This is a genomic window from Pseudomonas sp. S3E17, assembly GCF_024168685.1.
Classification (GTDB): domain Bacteria; phylum Pseudomonadota; class Gammaproteobacteria; order Pseudomonadales; family Pseudomonadaceae; genus Aquipseudomonas; species Aquipseudomonas marginalis.
In genome coordinates this window covers 1,847,334-1,864,099 of record NZ_JALJWE010000001.1, presented here as the reverse complement: position 1 = coordinate 1,864,099, position 16,766 = coordinate 1,847,334, and the positions used below count along the sequence as shown (strand labels likewise).

Below are 16,766 nucleotides of genomic sequence, written 5' to 3'. Positions count from 1 at the left end.
GTCTCTTGTTCTTCTGCAGGTTTTCCAAACTATAAAGTTCTAATGTGTCTGGCCTTATTGGGCCAGCCAGCCGCCATCAATGTTCCACGCCGCCCCCCGTACCTGGGCCCCGGCCTCGCTGCACAAGAACAGCACCAGCTCACCCAGCTGCGACGGCGTCACGAACTCCAGGGACGGCTGTTTCTCCGCCAGCAGATCATGTTGCGCCTGCTGCGGATCGACGCCGTTGGCCACGCGATCATCAATCTGCTTCTGCACCAGCGGCGTCAGCACCCAGCCGGGGCAGATCGCGTTGCAGGTCACGTTGCTGGTGGCGGTCTCCAGGCCCACCACCTTGGTCAAGCCGATCACGCCGTGCTTGGCTGCCACATACGCGGCCTTGCCCACCGAGCCGACCTGGCCGTGCACCGAGGCGATGTTGACGATACGCCCCCAGCCCTTGGCCTTCATGCCCGGCAGGCTCAAGCGCGTGCTGTGGAACACCGAGGACAGGTTGATCGCGATGATCGCGTCCCAGCGTTCCACCGGGAAGTCCTCCACCGCCGCCACATGCTGGATGCCGGCGTTGTTGACCAGGATGTCGACACCGCCGAACTCACGCTCGGCGTAGGTCAGCATGTCGGCAATCTGCGCCGGGTCGCTGACGTCCGCCGGGTGGTGGCCGACCTTGCCGCCAAACGCCTGCACCTGGGCGACCACCGCGCTGGCGTCGCCGAAGCCGTTGAGGATCAGGTTGGCACCGGCCTTGGCCAGGCTCAGGGCGATACCCAGGCCGATGCCGCTGGTGGAACCGGTGACCAGGGCGGTCTTGCCGTTCAATCTCGTCATGAAAACCTCACACAATGCCGGTGGCGTAGAAAGTACCGATCACCACGAACACCGCGAGGGTCTTGATGATCGTGATGCCGAAAATGTCCTTGTAGGCTTCGCGGTGGGTCAGGCCGGTCACCGCCAGCAGGGTGATCACCGCGCCGTTGTGGGGCAGGGTGTCCATGCCGCCGCTGGCCATGGCCGCGACCCGGTGCAGCACTTCAAGGGGAATATTGGCCGCATGGGCCGCCGCAATAAAGCTCTCGGACATGGCCGCCAGGGCGATGCTCATGCCGCCGGACGCAGAGCCGGTGATACCGGCCAGCAGGGTCACGGTGATCGCTTCGTTGACCAGCGGGTTGGGGATGCCCTTGAGCCAGTCCGCCAGTACCAGAAAGCCCGGCAGCGAAGCGATCACCGCGCCGAAGCCATATTCGGAAGCGGTGTTCATCGCCGCCAGCAATGCGCCGCTGACCGCGCTTTTGCTGCCGTCGGCGAGCTTACTTTTGATCGCCGACCAGCCAAATACCAGCACCATGATGATGCCCACCAGCAACGCCGCCTGCACCGCCCAGATCGCGGTGAGCTTGGCGATTTCGGTGGTCACCGGTGCGCTCATGCCTGGCAGGCTGAGGCTGTGGGTCTTGCCGTACCACTGCGGGATCCAGTGGGTGAACAGCAGATTCATCACGCCCACCAGGATCAGCGGCGACAGCGCGATCCACGGGTTGGGCAGGGCAATGTTCTCGGCGGTCTCAGGCTCGTTGCGCAGTTCGGTGCCGTAGCCTTCACCCGCGCGCTGGGCCTTGTTGCGCTGGCGCGCCAGGTAGAGCATGCCGGCGCAGAACACGAAAATCGTGCCGATCAGCCCCAGCCACGGCGCCGCCCAGGCGGTGGTGTTGAAGAAGGTGCTGGGGATGATGTTCTGGATCTGCGGCGTGCCGGGCAGGGCGTCCATGGTGAACGAGAACGCACCGAGGGCGATGGTCGCCGGGATCAGGCGCTTGGGGATATTGCTCTGGCGGAACATCTCCGCCGCAAACGGGTACACCGCAAACACCACCACAAACAGCGACACGCCGCCGTAGGTGAGCAGGGCGCAGACCAGCACGATCACCAGCATCGCCTGGCGCGTGCCGAGCAAACGGATCGCCGCCGCCACGATAGAACGCGAGAAGCCCGACAGCTCGATCAGCTTGCCGAACACCGCACCGAGCAGGAACACCGGGAAATACAGTTTGATAAAGCCGACCATTTTCTCCATGAACACCCCGGTAAAGGCAGGGGCGACGGCGGAGGGGTCGGTGAGCAGCACGGCGCCGAGGGCGGCGATGGGGGCAAACAGGATAACGCTATAGCCACGGTAGGCAGCCAGCATCAGCAACGCGAGCGCTGCCAGGGCAATGATCACACTCATGGTGTGTCTCCATCGGATTGTTATTGTTGTGGGTGAAGCAGTGGGAGGGCTATAGCGAGATGTGTGCCATGTTTTCAAGTTATTGAAATATATGGATATTTTTTAATTTCTTTGGAGTGTTTTTGAATCCTGTCTCTATTTGGAGACAAATGAAGATCAAATGTGGGAGGGGGCTTGCTCCCGATAGCGGTGCATCAGCCAGCACATGTGTTGACTGATGCACCGCTATCGGGAGCAAGCCCCCTCCCACATGGGTTGTCTTTTTATGGAGAATTTTGTCTCTATTTTGAGACTAGGCGATTCCCAGTGCTACCATCTTCTTGTACAACGTCGACCGCCCCAGCCCCAATCGCCTGGCCGCCTCCACCACATTCCCACCACACGCCTCGAGCGCCGCCGCAATCACCTGCCGATCAACCCGCTCCCGCGCCGCCGCAAACGTCTCACCCTCAGCCGTGTCCACCGCGCCGCGCGTCACCGGGCTGACCGTGCCAATCGCCGCACGAATGTCCCCAGCGTTCAACACCAAGTCATCGCTCAGCAACGCCGCGCGCTCCAGCACGTTGCGCAGTTCGCGGATGTTCCCCGGCCACGCATGCTGTGCCAACAGCGCCAGGGCTTCGCGGTCCAGTTCATGCTGGCTGCGCAGTTCCTCGAGGATCGCTTCGCTCAGCGCCGGAATGTCCTCCAGCCGTTCACGCAGCGGCGGCACCTGGATCGGCAATACGTTCAGGCGGTAATACAGGTCCGCACGGAACTCGCCGCGCTTGATCGCCGCTTCCAGGTCCATGGAGGTGGCCGCGATCACCCGCACATCGCTGTGCAGCATTTCGTTGGAACCCACCGGTTCGAATTCCTTTTCCTGTAACACCCGCAGCAGCTTGCTTTGCAGCGGCAGCGGCATATCGCCGATTTCATCGAGGAACAGCGTGCCGCCCTGGGCAATCTGGAATTTACCCGGACGGCCCTTGCGATCGGCGCCGGTAAAGGCGCCCGGCGCGGTGCCGAAGAATTCGGCTTCCAGCAGGTCATGGGGAATCGCCGCACTGTTGATGCTGACAAAGGCTTTGTGCGCACGCGGTGAGGCGCCGTGGATCGCCTGGGCGAGCAGTTCCTTGCCGGTGCCAGTCTCACCGAGCAACAGCACCGGCGACTCGGCGCTTGCGCTGCGCCGTGCACGGCGTTTGACTTCCAGGCTGGCGGCGCTGGTGCCGATAAAGTGCGCGAAGTTGTACTTGCTCTGGCGTGAGCGCAGTAACGAGCGGGTGGAGGCCAGTTCCTGCTGCATGCTCAGGTAACGTTCGATCAGCGGCGACAGGTTGCGCAGTTCATCGAACAAGGCAAAACCAATCGCGCCAATCACGGCACCGGCATCGTTGTGGATCGGCAGGCGCATCACCACCAACGGGCCTTTGGGGGTGTCCTGGATGTCCAGCAGAATCGGCCGGTCGGTGCGCACTACCTGGCGCAACAGGCTGTTGGAAATCACCCGCTCGCACGGCTGTCCGATGGCTTCATCGGCACTCTTGAGGCCGAAGCGCTTGGCGTAGCGTTCATTCATCCAGACGATATTGGCGTCGCGGTCGACAATCACCGTGCCTTCGCTGGACTGCTCGATGATCTCGAACAGCGACTGGATCGCCAGGCCGCGAACCTGTTGGTAGTCCTTGAGGCTGGTACTCATGCGTGCAGAATCCTGTAGGAGCGAGCTTGCTCGCGAAAAACGTTAACGATGACAGTGTGTCCGGAATATACGCGGCGCCCCCGGGTTTTTCGCGAGCAAGAACTAGGCGTCCCCCTCGCTCCTACAAGGGGATGTGCGCCGCTGCCAGAAGCTCCTTGGTGTAGGAATGCTGCGGCGCTTCGAAAACGTCATGGCTCGGTCCGCGCTCGACCACCTTGCCGTCCTTGATCACGATCATGTCATGGGCCATGGCGCGCACCACGGCGAGGTCATGGCTGATAAACAGGTAGGTCAGGCCGTACTTTTCCTGCAATTCACGCAGCAACGCTACGACCTGCTTCTGCACCGTACGGTCCAGTGCCGAGGTCGGTTCATCCAGCAGCATCAGCGCCGGCTTGAGCACCAGCGCGCGGGCGATGGCGATGCGTTGGCGCTGGCCGCCGGAGAATTCATGGGGGAAGCGATGGCGGCTGGCGGGGTCGAGGCCCACGTCCTTGAGCACCTGGATCACTTGCGCATCGCGCTCGACCAGGCTGCACGGCGCATGCACCTCCAGGCCTTCGCTGATGATCTGCTGCACCGACATGCGTGGGCTGAGGCTGCCGTAGGGGTCCTGGAAGACCACTTGCATCTGCTTGCGCCACGGGCGCATCTGCTTGTGGTTGAGCGGGTCGAGGGCCTCGCCCTGGAAGCGGATGCTGCCGGTGGAATCCAGCAGGCGCAGGATCGCCTGGCCGAGGGTCGACTTGCCCGAACCCGACTCGCCGACAATCCCCAGGGTCTTGCCGCGCTGCACGCTGAGGCTGATGCCATCCACCGCGCACAGGTAGGTCTTGCGCCGGAACAGACCGCCGCCCAGGGGGAATTGCACGCTCAGGTCGTGCACGTCCAGCACGGTCTCCCGTGGCTCGCTGCACAGCACATCGCCGGACGGCTCGGCGTCCAGCAGCAGGCGGCTGTAGGGGTGTTGGGGGGCCGTGAACAACGTCTCGCAGTCAGCCTGCTCGACAATCTCGCCGGCGTGCATCACGCACACCCGCTGGGCGATGCTGCGCACCAGGTTGAGGTCATGGCTGATCAGCAGCAGCGACATGCCCAGGCGGTGTTGCAGGGACTTGAGCAGCAGCAGGATCTTGCGCTGCACGGTCACGTCAAGGGCGGTGGTGGGCTCGTCGGCGATCAGCAGCTCCGGCTCACAGGCCAGGGCCATGGCGATCATCACCCGTTGGCGTTGGCCCCCGGAGAGTTGGTGCGGATAGGCCTTGAGGCGTTCCTGGGGTTTCTGGATACCCACCAACTGCAGCAACTCGAGGATGCGCGCCTGCGCCGCCTTGCCGCCCAGGCCCTTGTGCAGCAGCAAGGTTTCGCCGATCTGTTTTTCGATGCTGTGCAGCGGGTTGAGGGAGGTCATTGGCTCCTGGAAGATCATCGCAATGCGGTTGCCGCGCAGTTTCTGCAAGGTCGACGCCGAGGCGCCGACCAGTTCCTGGCCGCGATATTTCACGGAGCCACGGGTTTCAGTACCGGCTTCGGGCAGCAGTTGCAGAATCGAATGGGCGGTCACCGACTTGCCGGAGCCGGACTCACCCACCAGCGCCAGGCACTCGCCGGGGCGTACATCCAGGTTCAGGTTGCGTACCACGGTCTGGCCGCTGAAGGCGACGCTGAGGTCGCGGATTTCGATCAGGTTCATACGCAGTCACTCATGAGCGTGGGTCGAAGGCATCACGTAGTGCCTCGCCGATAAAGACCAGCAGCGACAGGATCAGTGCCAAGGTGAAAAACGCCGTCAGGCCCAGCCACGGCGCTTGCAGGTTCTGCTTGCCCTGGGCAATCAACTCGCCCAGTGACGCACTGCCCGCAGGCATGCCGAAACCGAGGAAGTCCAGCGCGCTCAGGGTGGAAATCGCCCCGGTGAGGATGAACGGCAGGTAGCTCAAGGTGGCGGTCATGGCGTTGGGCAGGATATGCCGGCGAATGATCTTGCCGTCGCTCAGGCCCAGGGCCCGTGCGGCCTTGACGTACTCCAGGTTGCGCCCGCGCAGGAACTCGGCGCGCACCACATCCACCAGGGCCAGCCAGGAAAACAGCGCCATGATCCCCAGCAACCACCAGAAGTTCGGCTCGACAAACCCCGACAGGATGATCAGCAGGTACAGCACCGGCAGCCCGGACCACACTTCAAGGATGCGTTGGCCGAGCAGATCCACCCAGCCGCCGTAATAGCCCTGCAAGGCCCCGGCGGCGATGCCGATGGCGGCGCTGATCGCGGTGAGTGCCAGGGCAAACAGGATCGACACCCGCGCACCGAAGATCACCCGCGCCAGCACATCCCGCGACTGGTCATCGGTACCCAGCCAGTTAACCGTCGAGGGCGGGCTGGGGGCCGGGCGGGTCAGTTCGTAGTTAGGCGTGTCGTCGCTGAACGGGATGGGCGGGAACATCATCCAGCCGCCGTCCTGCTTGATCAGCTTTTGCACGTAGTCACTGCGGTAATCGGCCTGGAACGGCAGTTGCCCGCCGAACTGCTGCTCGGTGTAGCGCTTGAATGCCGGGAAATACAGCTCGTTCTTGTAGCTGAGTACCAAGGGCTTGTCGTTGGCGATCAATTCGCCGCCCAGGGTCAGGATAAACAGCCCGATAAACAGCCACAGCGACCACCAGCCGCGACGGTTTTTCTTGAAGCGTTCGAAACGTCGACGGGCCACGGGAGACAGGTTAAGCATCAGGCGTTCCTCGCGGCGAAGTCGATACGCGGGTCCACCAGGGTGTAGCAGAGGTCGCCGATCAGTTTTATCAGCAGGCCAAACAAGGTGAAGATAAACAGCGAGCCAAACACCACCGGGTAGTCCCGGGACACGGCCGCTTCGTAGCTCATGCGGCCGAGGCCATCGAGGGAAAAAATCACCTCGATCAACAGCGAACCGGCAAAGAACACACTGATGAACGCCTGGGGAATCCCCGAGATCACCAGCAGCATGGCGTTGCGAAACACGTGGCCGTACAGCACCCGCCGTTCGCTCAGGCCCTTGGCGCGGGCGGTCACTACGTACTGGCGCGTGATTTCATTGAGGAACGAGTTTTTGGTCAGGATGGTCAGGGTGGCGAAGCCGCCGATTACCAGCGCGCTGACCGGCAGCACCAGGTGCCAGAAGTAGTCGGCGATCTTGCCCACGGTGCTCAGCTCGGCAAAGTTTTCCGAGACCAGCCCGCGCACCGGGAACCAGTTCAATGACGTGCCTCCGGCGAACACCACGATCAGGAACATCGCGAACAGGAACGCCGGCATCGCGTAGCCAATCACAATGGCGGTGCTGCTCCACACATCAAAACTGCTGCCATGGCGCACCGCCTTGCGAATGCCCAGGGGGATCGACACCAGGTAAGTGATCAGCGTGGCCCAGAGGCCGAGGGAAATGGTCACCGGCATTTTTTCCAGGATCAGGTCGATCACGGTGGCGCCGCGAAAGAAGCTGTTGCCGAAATCCAGCTGGGCGTAGCTCTTGAGCATCAGCCACAGGCGTTCCGGCGCGGGCTTGTCGAAGCCGTATTGTTTTTCGATGTCCTTGATCAGTTTCGGGTCCAGGCCACGGCTGGCACGGGAGCCGCTGCTGACACCGTCGCCGGATGAGCCGCCGACCGCGCCGCCGCCGATGCCCTGCAAGTGGGCGATGGCTTGTTCCACCGGCCCGCCGGGGGCAGCCTGGACGATCACGAAGTTGACCAGCAGGATGATCACCAGCGTCGGGATGATCAGCAGCAGGCGCCGCACGATATAGGCAAACATCAGCGAGCTCCCGCGCGTTTTTTCAACTCGGCATTCATTTGTTCATTGGTCAGCGGGGTAGGGCTGATTTCCCACCAGGTTTCCAGGGCCTCATCATTCCTGGCCTCGATGGCCGGACGGCCGAAGCGGTTCCACCACGCGGCGGAGGTGCCGGGCGGGTAGTAATTGGGGATCCACAGGTAATTCCATTGCAGCACCCGGTCCAAGGCATGGGCATAGGTAAGCATCTGCGCCTGGGTGTCGGCCTTGACCAGGCCCTTGATCAGGCTGTCGACGGCCGGGTCCTTGAGCACCATGTAATTGTTGGCGCCCGGATCGAATGCGGCGGTCGAGCCGAAGTAGTTGTACAGCTCCATGCCGGGCGAGGTGGTGACCGGGAAGCCGGTGACGATCATGTCGTAGTCGCGGGCCATCAGGCGGTTGACGTATTGCGAAGAGTCGATGCGGCGGATGTTCAAGGTAATGCCGATCTGTGCGAGGTTGCGTTTGTACGGCAACAGCAGGCGCTCCAGGCCGTTCTGGGCATTGAGGAAGGTGAACTCCAGCGGCTCGCCCTCGGCGTTGACCAGTTTGTCGCCGTCTGGCTTCCAGCCGGCTTCTTCCAGCAGCGCCAGGGCTTGCAACTGTTTGTCGCGGATCATGCCGCTGCCATCGGTGACCGGGGCCTTGAACACCTGGGTGAATACCTCGCCGGGAATCTGCCCGCGCAAGGGTTCGAGAATCGCCAGTTCTTCCGGGGTGGGCAGCTGGGTGGCGGCCAACGGGCTGTTGGAGAAGTAGCTTTGCTGGCGGATGTACAGGTTGCGCATCATCTGCCGGTTGGCCCATTCGAAGTCCCACAGCATCGCCATGGCCTGGCGCACGCGACGGTCCTTGAACATTGGTTTTTGCACATTGAACACATAACCCTGGGCCGGTTGCGGCATGTCCTTGGCCAGGTGCGCGCGTTGCAGGCGGCCATCGTCCAGGGCCGGGCCGTTGTAGCCGATGGAATAGCCGGTGGCGGAAAACTCTCGGTTGAAGTCGTAGGCGCCACCGCGCAGTACCTGGCGGGCCACTTCGGTGTCGCCGAAGTACTCCAGGCTCAGGTGATCGAAGTTGTACAGGCCGCGGCTGACGGGCAGATCCTTGCCCCACCAGTCGGGGTCGCGGGTAAAGGTGATGGTGCTGCCCGAGTCGATCTTGCCGACCTTGTACGGGCCACTGCCCAGTGGGGCTTCGTAGCCACCGCCGTTGGCGAAGTCGCGGGTTTTCCACCAGTGCTCGGGAAACACCGGCAGGGTGGCGACATCCAGGGGCAGGGTGCGGTTTTCATTGCTGGAGAAATCAAAACGTACCTGGCGCGGGCCTTCGACTTCGACGTGCTTGACGTCGGCGAACAGCGTGCGAAAGCGCAGGCTGCCTTGGGTCATCAGCAGGTTGAAGCTGTAGCGCACGTCTTCGGCGGTGATCGGCTTGCCATCGGCAAAGCGCGCCTTGGGGTTGAGGAAGAAGCGCAGGGACAGGCCGTCCTCCGCGCGTTCCATCTTCTCGGCCACCAGGCCATACACCGTATAGGGCTCATCCAGGGAACGCAGGGCCAAGGGCGCATACAGCCAGCCGTCGACCTGGGAGACGCCGATGCCTTTGTCGATATACGGCAGCACATGGTCGAAACGCCCGATCTCCAGCGCCGAGCGCCGCAGGCTGCCGCCCTTGGGGGCGTTGGGGTTGGCGTAGTCGAAATGGCTGAAACCGGCGGGATACTTGGCCGGTTCGCCGTACACGGTCATGGACGGTTGGGGCGCCGCGATCACGGCGCTGCTGGCCAGCAGCAGGGCCAGGGAGGTACTGAACAGTCTGGAAAAAGCCAATCGCATTGTCAGCCTTGAACGCCGGGTGGAGAAGAATAAGGATTTGTACGCTAACGGCATCAGCGTCGCCAGTCGTCACATGCACAACGGCCCACCAAGAGGCGGGCCGTTGTTTCAAGCAGCAGCGCGGACGGGATCAGTCCTGGCGGCTGGTGACTTCCAGCAGGTGGTAGCCGAACTGGGTTTTTACCGGGCCTTGCACGGTGTTGACCGGGGCGCTGAAGACGACGGTGTCGAATTCCTTGACCATCTGGCCTGGACCGAACGAACCCAAGTCACCGCCCTGGCGGCTGGATGGGCAGCTGGAGTTGGCTTTGGCGATTTCTGCGAAATCGGCGCCGCCTTCGATTTGGGCCTTGAGTTCGTTGCACTTGTCTTCGGTGGCAACGAGGATGTGACGGGCGGTGGCTTTGGCCATGGGGATTAACTCCTTGAGTAAAAACGGTGAGCGTACCGGATTCAGGCGGTTATTTCCTGGCAAAGTTCCGCTGGGGTTCAGGTTGGGGCGCTGAGCTTGGGTATTGGCGTGATGGAGTGAGACCCAGAGCAGGCTGGTATCTACCTGATGCATAGAGATCACATGTGGGAGGGGCGGTGCGACGATTCGACTTGCTCCCGATGGCGGCCTGATGGCCGACCAGGATGTTGGATTAGATCGAGTGCATATCGGTTGCTGCGGTAATGGAGTGAGATCCAGAGCAGACTAGTATCTACCTGATGTATGGAGATCAAATGTGGGAGGGGCGGTGCGACGATTCGACTTGCTCCCGATGGCGGCCTGACAGCCGACCAGGATGTTGGATCAGACCGAGTACATATCCGTTGCTGCGGTAACGGCCACCTATGGTTCCGCTCTTACAGCGGCTCACTTTTGGAGGGACCCAAAAGTAAGCAAAAGGTCCTCGCCCCAACACTCGGCACCTCGCCTAGGTTCGGTGTGCCCGAACGCAGGCTTGAATCCGTGGGCCGCCGTCATGGGCCATCCCTGGCCCAGGACGGCTAACCCGGCGTCCTGCCGGGTTACCCACGGATTCAAGCCTGCGTTCGGCCAGCGTGTTTGACGGGGCGCCTGAGATCAAGAGCAACAGCAACAGCAACAGCAGTGTTACGTCTGACGTTGCCGGAGTTATCTGATGTCAGGTCGAATAAGCCTCCATCAATTCAAGACGATATAGTCGTTCTGCTGAATGATCGGCCGATGGGTGCCTTGCACCAGGTGCAGGTAGCGGCCGTCTACCAGGTCGATGGGCAGGCAGTCGTCGATATCCATCACGCCGTCGGTGTGGGCCTGGGACCAGTGGCGCAGCACCTGTTGCTTGCCCTTGCTGGTCGCCTCCCGTTTGTTGCGGGCCACCACCAGCAGGTAGTGGTGGGCCTCGCCAAAGCTATTGGTTTCATAACCGCCAAGGTTGATGAAGTACAGGTGATGGGCGTCGGCAGCGGGGGCCAGGTGGCTGAGTTCGACTTTCCAGCCGTCGATGCCATCCACCGCCATCCACGAATCAATATGCACCCCCTTGGGGGTGCCAAACCAGCCCTCGCGCAATTGCGGATAGGTGCCTTCCAGGGTGTCTGCTACGGCGAACACCACATCGTGCACTTCAATTCTTGCCCGTGGGTGCTTGCCCCCGAGCATCACGACAAACAGCATTGCAGGTCCTTCCTGGCGACTTGGCAAAGGGCAAAGGGCAACCATACTTCGATTGAACCCTTTTGTCCGGTCAATGCCACACTGTTAATTCGCGAACTCATCAGGAGGTTGTCATGCGCACCATTGATCTGGCGGGCGTTCCCGTCCCTGTCATCGGCCAGGGAACCTGGCGCATGGGCGAAGACCCGGACCGGCGCCGCGCTGAAGTCGCGGCATTGCAACTGGGGATCGACGAGGGCATGACCCTCATCGACACCGCCGAGATGTATGGCGAGGGTGGCGCCGAGGAAGTCGTCGGCGAAGCCATCAGCGGCAGGCGCGACCAGGTGTTCCTGGTGAGCAAGGTCTACCCGCACAACGCCAGCCAAAAGGGCGTGCCCCGTGCGTGTGAAGCCAGCCTCCGGCGCCTGGGCACGGACTACATTGATCTGTATCTGCTGCATTGGCGCGGCCAGTACCCCCTTGAAGAAACCGTCGAAGCGTTCGAGCGCCTGCGTGAGGCGGGCAAGATCGGCCGCTGGGGTGTCTCCAATTTCGATGTGGCCGACCTGCAGGAGCTCGCATCCCCGGCCTGCGCGACCAATCAGGTGCTGTACAACATCGAAGAGCGCGGGATCGAATTCGACCTGTTGCCCTGGTGGCAACAACACCATTTGCCGCTGATGGCGTACTGCCCGATTGCCCAGGGTGGGGCGTTGCTGTCCAGCCAGACCCTCAAGCAGATCGCCCGCCGCCACGAGGTCACGCCCGCCCAGGTTGCCTTGGCCTGGGTGCTGCGCCAGGACGGTGTGATCGCCATTCCCAAGGCGGTCACCCCGGAGCATGTACGGCTCAATGCGGCCGCCGCCAAGGTGGTGCTCGATGAGCACGACCTGGATGCCATTGATCGGGTGTTCGGCGCACCCAAGCGCAAGCATCCCTTGGCGATGGTGTAGTTGCCTGGCAGAAACGGTGCCGTCCCTGGCTCCCGTTCCTGCTCAGGTCCGACTTAGCCCGCTACCGGGCTGCGCCAGTCATCCGATCCGGATGTGCCCGACACTTCGTGGGTCCACACGATCTTGCGATAGGTGAAGTACACATCCTCAAGGTGAGTGAAGTGGGCATTGTCCGGGTCCTGGCAATTGGGCATGCGGGACTGGATGTCCACGAGCGTCGCGCCCTCCAGTTCTATCGTGAAGTAGTGCTCCTGGGTGCCGGCCGATGATGTGCGGAACCACTCCAGTCGGCATTTGACCTCTTCACCGCTGGTCAATGCGCTGAACAGCAAGGGCGATGACTTATCGAAGACCTTGCTGATCATCAGCGGCTTATGGACCCTCTGGCCTGTCGGCTGACCCGACTGCGGATCGCGGGGGATGATTACTTGATGAGCAAAGGCCTGGACCAGAATCTGGTCTTCATGACCTTCCTGATAAATGTTGCCTACCGAGTCCTGGGTAAATGTGCCTGCCGTAATCAAACCTTGTTTGACACCGGTGATGGAAAGATACGCGGGTGTTGGCATGACGGGTTTCCTTGCCTGATTGATGAGTTGTTCCAACCGGTCATGGTGCCGGTCGGGCAACTCTCATTAACAAGAAGCGTGCCCGAAAGTATCAGGCTCAATAAAAACACTGGCGTCAGCGGTTAACGGAGCGGCTTTTTGCTCGGGGGAGGGTGATTTAATCGAATATATGCAGAATACGTTGCGCATAAGTGCGCATTTAGTTGCTCATGGAATTGGGGTTGTTGGTATTGGGCTAGGCAAAGATGCTCGGGGCCAGATGAAGGTTTAACTGCGCAAAACCCTGCGCAGGCCTCGAATTATGGTGGTTGTAGGAAACGGCTTAAGTGTTGGGGCTCTGCTTGTTGAATGCTGTTTGCATGGCTAAGGTTTACGAACTTTGCAGCGGTGGGGCGAAGGTTAGATGGCGATTTGATAGATGGTTTAAATATTAATGCTCTGACTTTTTTGTTTTGGGTAATTGTGCCGAATGTCTTATTCAGAAAAACTTTATAACGACTACCTTGAACTTGCACGGTCGCCCTGCACGCCGACGAGTTTTGCCGGCAGCGATATGCGCTATTCAAGTGAGTATGAAATTCTGGAGTTCGAATTGGGCAAGGCGCAATCCATTCATGGGGGCGTCCAGACCGACTGGCAGAAGGTCCTGGAAACCGGTGAATACCTGTTGCGTCAACAATCCAAGGATCTGCGGATTGTCGTCTGGCTGACCTGGGCATTGCATCAACAGAAGTCCTTTCCAGGACTGTTGGCCGGCCTTGGGTTATTGCGCTATCTCTGTGTGTATCATTGGTCCGCGGTCTATCCCGAAAAACCGCGTACTCGTGGCGCAGCCTTCAGTTGGCTGGCGGGGCGCCTCGAGCCCCTCTTCGCGCAAAGCCTGTCGCTGCAGGACCAGCAGCCCTTGTTCGAATCCGTGCTTGAACATCTGGTGTGTCTCGATGAGTGTTGTGTCGAGCGCCTTGAAGATAGCGCGTCGCCGTTCCTGCCGATTCGCAGGCAACTGGCCCAGCGGTTGGAGCGTGCTGCGCAAGGCGATTCTCCGGTCGCGACCCTGGGCGGTGTTGCCGCGCAGGAGCAGGTCAAGCAGGTGACCACCCTGTTGCAGAATTCCGAGGTCGTGGTGAGCACCGAGAAAGATGCCCACAAGTTGCTGCGCGCCTTACAGGATCAGGCCCGTCCTCTGTGTGCCTGGTGGTTACGCCAGAACGCCACCGACCTGCGCGCGCTGCGTCTGAACCGGGCGCTAACCTGGCTGACCCTCGTCAGCTACCCGGACGCTGACAGCGAACGGATCACCACCTTGCGCGGGCCTGCACCCGACAAGCTCAAGCGTTACCAGGAGCGGCTTGCCCAAGGTCATTACACCGACTTGATGCTCGAGCTCGAGGCCAGCCTCGCCGGTGCGCTGTTCTGGTTCGACGGGTTGTACATGGTCTGGCAGTGCCTGGAAGCCCTGCAGGCCGACCTGGCCATGACTGAGCTGGAAGTGAACTTCGCCCTGTTGCTGCAGCGCCTGCCCCACCTGCCCGAGTTTCGTTTTCACGATGGCGCTCCTTTTGCCGACGGTCCCACGCGTGACTGGATCGCGCAGCAGGTTGCGCGTCATCTGCAATGGCCCGAATCACCGACCGTGGCGGATGCCGACGCCGAGCCTTGGGAGGTGGCCTTGCAAGTGGCACGGCTGCGGCTGCGCCAGGACGGGCTCAAGGCGGCCGTCCATGAACTCAAGCAAGGCATGCATGCGGCTCATAGCGATCGTGCCCGTTTTCATTGGCGACTTGCCCAGGCGCGCCTGTGCGGGCAGGCGGGCAAACACGAGTTGGCGAAGATCCAGCTCGAACACCTCGACAACGAGCTGCAACGCAGGGGCCTGGAGCACTGGGAGCCGGAGTTGGCCTTGCAAGTCATCCAGTTGCTGCACCGTTGCTGTGACGTGTTGCCACAAAACCAGGCCGTACGCGAGCGTAAGGAAGACACCCATCGCAGGCTGTGCCTCTTCGATCTTGAAGCGGTACTTGAATAGGCTTTCGAGCCACTTGGAAAAGGAGAAACACGATGGCCAAAGAAGGTTCGGTAGCGCCCAGGGAACGTATCAATATCACCTTCAAGCCTGCCATCGGCGGTGCGCAGGATGAAGTTGAACTGCCGTTGAAGCTGCTGGTGCTGGGTGACTTCACCCAGCGTGAGGATGTACGCAAGCTTGAAGACCGCAAGCCCATTGCCATCGACAAGAACACCCTTGATGAAGTGCTGGCCAAGCAAGCATTAAGCCTGACGCTGAACGTACCCAATCGCCTGCAGGAGTGTGCTGAAGTCGAGGAGCTGGCCATTGAGGTGCGTATCAATGCCATGAAGGACTTCAATCCCGCGAACCTGGTGGAGCAGATACCCGAATTGCACAAGCTGATGGCATTGCGTGAAGCACTCATGGCGCTCAAAGGGCCGCTGGGCAATACACCAAGCTTTCGCAAAGCCATTGAGCACGCCCTGGCGGATGACGAGTCCCGCGCCCGGGTATTGGCCGAGTTGGAGCTGAGCGACCACACCGCCTGACATTTCAGTAAAAGGACACTGACCGCATGACCACCCGACAGAATCCGATACCGGAACACACCAGTGAGGATTACAGCATCCTCGACAACATCATTGCCCAAACACTGCTGAGTGCGGATGACGAGGCCTATGCCATTGCCAAGCGGGGTGTCTCGGCCTTTATCGAGGAGTTGATCAAACCACAGAACCACGGCGAGCCCGTCAAGAAGCGCCTGGTCGACCGAATGATTGCCGAGATCGATATGAAGCTCAGCCAGCAAATGGATGAAATCCTGCACCATCCGGAGTTCCAGGCCCTGGAAGCTTCCTGGAAAGGTTTGCAATTGCTGGTCGACCGCACCAATTTTCGTGAAAACATCAAGATCGAACTGTTGAACGTCTCCCGGCAAGATTTGCTGGAGGATTTCGAAGATTCACCGGAAGTGACTCAATCCGGGTTGTACAAACATGTCTACAGCGCTGAGTACGGTCAATTTGGTGGTCAGCCCGTGGGCGCGATCATTGCCAATTACTTTCTGTCCCCCAGCGCGCCCGATGTGAAACTGATGCAATACGCTGCCAGCGTCGCGTGCATGGCGCACGCGCCTTTCATCGCAGCAGCTGGGCCGGCGTTCTTCGGACTGGAAAGCTTCACCGGACTGCCTGACCTCAAGGATCTCAAGGACCATTTCGAAGGGCCGCAATTTGTCAAATGGCAAAGCTTTCGCCAGAGCGAAGATGCGCGTTATATCGGCCTGACCGTCCCGCGCTTCCTGCTCCGTACGCCCTATGATCCCCTTGAGTGCCCGGTCAAGACCTTTGCCTACCAGGAAAACGTGGTGAGCAGCCACGAGCATTACCTGTGGGGCAATACCGCCTATGCCTTCGCCACACGCCTGACCGAAAGCTTCGCGCGGTTCCGCTGGTGCCCGAACATCATCGGTCCGCAGAGCGGAGGGGCCGTGGAAGACTTGCCGTTGCACCACTTCCAAAGCATGGGCGAAATCGAAACCAAGATTCCCACCGAAGTGCTGGTGTCCGATCGCCGCGAATATGAACTTGCGCAAGAGGGCTTCATTGCCTTGACGATGCGCAAGGGCAGTGACAATGCCGCGTTTTTTTCCGCCAGTTCGGTGCAGAAACCCAAACAGTTCGGCATCAGCGCAGAGGGCAAGGACGCGGAGCTGAACTATCGCCTGGGGACCCAGTTGCCCTACATGATGGTTGTCAACCGGCTGGCCCACTACCTGAAGGTATTGCAGCGTGAACAGCTGGGTTCGTGGAAAGAGCGCACAGACCTCGAGCTGGAGCTCAACAAGTGGATTCGCCAGTACGTCGCCGACCAGGAAAACCCCAGCGCCGAAGTGCGTGGGCGGCGCCCGTTGCGAGCGGCGCGCATCGTTGTCAGTGACGTAGAGGGCGAGCCTGGCTGGTACCGCGTCAAACTGAGTGTGCGACCGCACTTCAAGTACATGGGGGCGGACTTCACCCTGTCTCTGGTTGGCAAGCTCGACAAAGAATGAAA

General features: G+C 60.8%; 14 protein-coding genes. 4 read left to right on the top strand and 10 right to left on the bottom strand.

From position 1 onward, the window contains the following. Positions 1-54 precede the first annotated feature (54 nt). The 9 genes from J3D60_RS07855 to J3D60_RS07815 form a co-directional block, all read right to left on the bottom strand. Positions 55-828 (bottom strand): 3-hydroxybutyrate dehydrogenase, encoded by a 774-nt coding sequence (locus J3D60_RS07855; protein ID WP_027608624.1) that lies wholly within the window; start codon positions 826-828, stop codon positions 55-57. A gap of 7 nt (positions 829-835) precedes the next feature. Continuing rightward, positions 836-2,227: a GntP family permease gene (locus tag J3D60_RS07850; protein WP_065927160.1), complete on the bottom strand. Its 1,392-nt coding sequence runs from the start codon at positions 2,225-2,227 to the stop codon at positions 836-838. A gap of 292 nt (positions 2,228-2,519) precedes the next feature. Further along, complete coding sequence (locus J3D60_RS07845) at positions 2,520-3,911, bottom strand: sigma-54-dependent Fis family transcriptional regulator (RefSeq protein WP_065941980.1); 1,392 nt, start codon at positions 3,909-3,911, stop codon at positions 2,520-2,522. Between the two features lie 121 nt (positions 3,912-4,032). Then, positions 4,033-5,604, bottom strand: coding sequence for an ABC transporter ATP-binding protein (locus tag J3D60_RS07840; protein WP_253490775.1), 1,572 nt, complete (start codon positions 5,602-5,604; stop codon positions 4,033-4,035). A gap of 10 nt (positions 5,605-5,614) precedes the next feature. Continuing rightward, a complete protein-coding gene (locus J3D60_RS07835) occupies positions 5,615-6,637 on the bottom strand; it encodes an ABC transporter permease (protein WP_065941982.1) in 1,023 nt (340 codons plus the stop codon). Further along, entirely contained in the window at positions 6,637-7,698 is a 1,062-nt protein-coding gene (locus J3D60_RS07830; protein WP_027608619.1) for a microcin C ABC transporter permease YejB, read from the bottom strand. The genes J3D60_RS07835 and J3D60_RS07830 overlap by 1 nt, the downstream gene beginning before the upstream one ends. Next, the gene (locus tag J3D60_RS07825) at positions 7,698-9,557 is read right to left on the bottom strand and encodes an extracellular solute-binding protein (protein ID WP_253490773.1); all 1,860 of its coding nucleotides are present in this window, start codon (positions 9,555-9,557) and stop codon (positions 7,698-7,700) included. The genes J3D60_RS07830 and J3D60_RS07825 overlap by 1 nt, the downstream gene beginning before the upstream one ends. Positions 9,558-9,687: 130 nt before the next feature. Then, a complete protein-coding gene (locus J3D60_RS07820) occupies positions 9,688-9,969 on the bottom strand; it encodes a peptidylprolyl isomerase (protein ID WP_044274278.1) in 282 nt (93 codons plus the stop codon). Between the two features lie 738 nt (positions 9,970-10,707). Continuing rightward, entirely contained in the window at positions 10,708-11,202 is a 495-nt protein-coding gene (locus J3D60_RS07815; RefSeq protein WP_253490771.1) for a DUF1543 domain-containing protein, read from the bottom strand. Positions 11,203-11,315: 113 nt separating this feature from the next. Between J3D60_RS07815 and J3D60_RS07810 the strand changes: the two genes are divergently transcribed. Continuing rightward, the gene (locus J3D60_RS07810; protein ID WP_027608616.1) at positions 11,316-12,137 is read left to right on the top strand and encodes an aldo/keto reductase; all 822 of its coding nucleotides are present in this window, start codon (positions 11,316-11,318) and stop codon (positions 12,135-12,137) included. Positions 12,138-12,190: 53 nt separating this feature from the next. Here J3D60_RS07810 and J3D60_RS07805 read toward each other — a convergent pair whose 3' ends face one another. After that, entirely contained in the window at positions 12,191-12,706 is a 516-nt protein-coding gene (locus J3D60_RS07805; protein WP_048729440.1) for an Hcp family type VI secretion system effector, read from the bottom strand. A 469-nt stretch (positions 12,707-13,175) separates the two neighbouring features. Here J3D60_RS07805 and tssA point away from each other — a divergent pair, with 469 nt between their 5' ends. From tssA to tssC, 3 genes are read left to right on the top strand one after another with little or no spacing between them, the layout of a single operon-like run. After that, a complete protein-coding gene (gene tssA, locus J3D60_RS07800; protein WP_253490769.1) occupies positions 13,176-14,732 on the top strand; it encodes a type VI secretion system protein TssA in 1,557 nt (518 codons plus the stop codon). Positions 14,733-14,764: 32 nt separating this feature from the next. Then, a complete protein-coding gene (gene tssB / locus J3D60_RS07795; RefSeq protein ID WP_065941987.1) occupies positions 14,765-15,262 on the top strand; it encodes a type VI secretion system contractile sheath small subunit in 498 nt (165 codons plus the stop codon). Between the two features lie 26 nt (positions 15,263-15,288). Beyond that, entirely contained in the window at positions 15,289-16,764 is a 1,476-nt protein-coding gene (gene tssC, locus J3D60_RS07790) for a type VI secretion system contractile sheath large subunit (RefSeq protein WP_065941988.1), read from the top strand. Positions 16,765-16,766: the final 2 nt, after the last annotated feature.

Bases quoted from the DNA above. Each gene is read 5' to 3' on its own strand.
- J3D60_RS07855 (WP_027608624.1), bottom strand. From the start codon at position 828: ATGACGAGATTGAACGGCAAGACCGCCCTGGTCACCGGTTCCACCAGC.
- J3D60_RS07850 (WP_065927160.1), bottom strand. From the start codon at position 2,227: ATGAGTGTGATCATTGCCCTGGCAGCGCTCGCGTTGCTGATGCTGGCT.
- J3D60_RS07845 (WP_065941980.1), bottom strand. From the start codon at position 3,911: ATGAGTACCAGCCTCAAGGACTACCAACAGGTTCGCGGCCTGGCGATC.
- J3D60_RS07840 (WP_253490775.1), bottom strand. From the start codon at position 5,604: ATGAACCTGATCGAAATCCGCGACCTCAGCGTCGCCTTCAGCGGCCAG.
- J3D60_RS07835 (WP_065941982.1), bottom strand. From the start codon at position 6,637: ATGCTTAACCTGTCTCCCGTGGCCCGTCGACGTTTCGAACGCTTCAAG.
- J3D60_RS07830 (WP_027608619.1), bottom strand. From the start codon at position 7,698: ATGTTTGCCTATATCGTGCGGCGCCTGCTGCTGATCATCCCGACGCTG.
- J3D60_RS07825 (WP_253490773.1), bottom strand. From the start codon at position 9,557: ATGCGATTGGCTTTTTCCAGACTGTTCAGTACCTCCCTGGCCCTGCTG.
- J3D60_RS07820 (WP_044274278.1), bottom strand. From the start codon at position 9,969: ATGGCCAAAGCCACCGCCCGTCACATCCTCGTTGCCACCGAAGACAAG.
- J3D60_RS07815 (WP_253490771.1), bottom strand. From the start codon at position 11,202: ATGCTGTTTGTCGTGATGCTCGGGGGCAAGCACCCACGGGCAAGAATT.
- J3D60_RS07810 (WP_027608616.1), top strand. From the start codon at position 11,316: ATGCGCACCATTGATCTGGCGGGCGTTCCCGTCCCTGTCATCGGCCAG.
- J3D60_RS07805 (WP_048729440.1), bottom strand. From the start codon at position 12,706: ATGCCAACACCCGCGTATCTTTCCATCACCGGTGTCAAACAAGGTTTG.
- tssA (WP_253490769.1), top strand. From the start codon at position 13,176: ATGTCTTATTCAGAAAAACTTTATAACGACTACCTTGAACTTGCACGG.
- tssB (WP_065941987.1), top strand. From the start codon at position 14,765: ATGGCCAAAGAAGGTTCGGTAGCGCCCAGGGAACGTATCAATATCACC.
- tssC (WP_065941988.1), top strand. From the start codon at position 15,289: ATGACCACCCGACAGAATCCGATACCGGAACACACCAGTGAGGATTAC.